Origin of the sequence: Kitasatospora sp. NPDC059722 (assembly GCF_042733235.1) — a bacterium.
Classification (GTDB): domain Bacteria; phylum Actinomycetota; class Actinomycetes; order Streptomycetales; family Streptomycetaceae; genus Kitasatospora.
In genome coordinates, this window is record NZ_JBHWGD010000296.1 from 1 (window position 1) to 1,202 (window position 1,202).

General features: G+C 74.4%; 1 protein-coding gene. It reads right to left on the reverse strand.

Going from position 1 to position 1,202, the window contains the following annotated elements; genetic code table 11:
- Window positions 1-7 precede the first annotated feature (7 nt).
- Window positions 8-1,202 (reverse strand): alpha/beta hydrolase (locus tag ACFV4F_RS43410; RefSeq protein ID WP_380511593.1); only part of this gene is annotated, 1,195 nt, incomplete at its 5' end.

The following is a 1,202-nucleotide window of genomic DNA, read 5'->3' on the forward strand; positions in this document are numbered from 1 at the left end:
CGGCCGGTCAGCGCGCCCGAGCGACAGTCGGGCAGCGCGTCCCGGCGGCCGGGACGGAGCCGTCCACCAGGAAGGCGTCGACGGCGGTCCGGATGCAGCTGCTCGCGCCGTACCCGGTGTGCCCCTCGCCCTCGCGGGTCAGCAGGACGGCGTTGCCCAGCTCGGAGGTGAGCTTCTCCGCCCACGCGTACGGCGTGGCCGGGTCGCCGCTGGAGCCGACGACGACGATCGGGTTGGCGGCGGCCGACTTGACCGCGTGCGGCTTCTCGGCGGAGGCGGCCGGCCAGGTGCGGCAGTCCGGGTCGAACAGGGCGGCCGCCGGGTTGTGCTTGCTGACCAGCGGCGCCTTGGCCGCGAGGTCGGCGAGCGCGGCCTGGAGCTGGTCGGCGGGCGGGGTGTTCGTCGCGCCGTCGGCGCAGTGGATCGCGGTGTACGCGTCGGCCGAGGCCTTGTAGTGCCCGTCCTTGTCGCGGCCGGAGGCGCCGTCGGCGAGTTGGTAGAGGTAGTCGCCCTTGCCGCGCATCGCGGCCTTGACGATCTCGCGCAGCGGCTTCCAGTCCCGCTCGCCGCCGTACAGGTTGTCGAGCACGCCGTTCCAGGCGGCCGTGGCGGTGAGGGTGCGGCCGTCGGAGGTGGTGAGCGGCTTGTCCTTGAGGCCGTCGAGGAAGTCGGCGAGCTTCTGCGGGGCCCGGTCGGGGTCCTGGCCGAGCGGGCAGCCGTCCTTGCCGGCGCAGTCGGCGGCGAAGGCCTTGAGGGCGCGCTCGAAGCCGGCCTGCTGCTCGACGTTGTGCTGCACGAGGCTGGTGGACGGCGAGGTGGCGCCGTCGAGCACCAGGTGGCCGACGCGGTCCGGGAACTCCTCGGCGTAGAGCGAGCCGAGGTAGGTGCCGTAGGACATGCCCAGGTAGTTGAGCTTCTGGTCGCCGAGGACCGCGCGCAGGACGTCCATGTCGCGGGCGGTGTTGCGGGTGCCGACGTACGGCAGGACGCTCGCGTACTTCGCCTGGCAGGCGTCGGCGAGCGCCTTGCCGTGGTCGTCGCCGGGCTGGTCGGTGGTGAGCCAGCCGTCGCGGGCGTGGTCGTCCAGGCAGTTGATCGGGCTGGTGGCGCCGGCGCCGCGGGGGGCGCACCCGACCCTGTCGTACCGGGCGGGCCGCCGGGTGCGCGTGGGCGGGGTGGCCCCGGGCGTGACCAAGTTCACC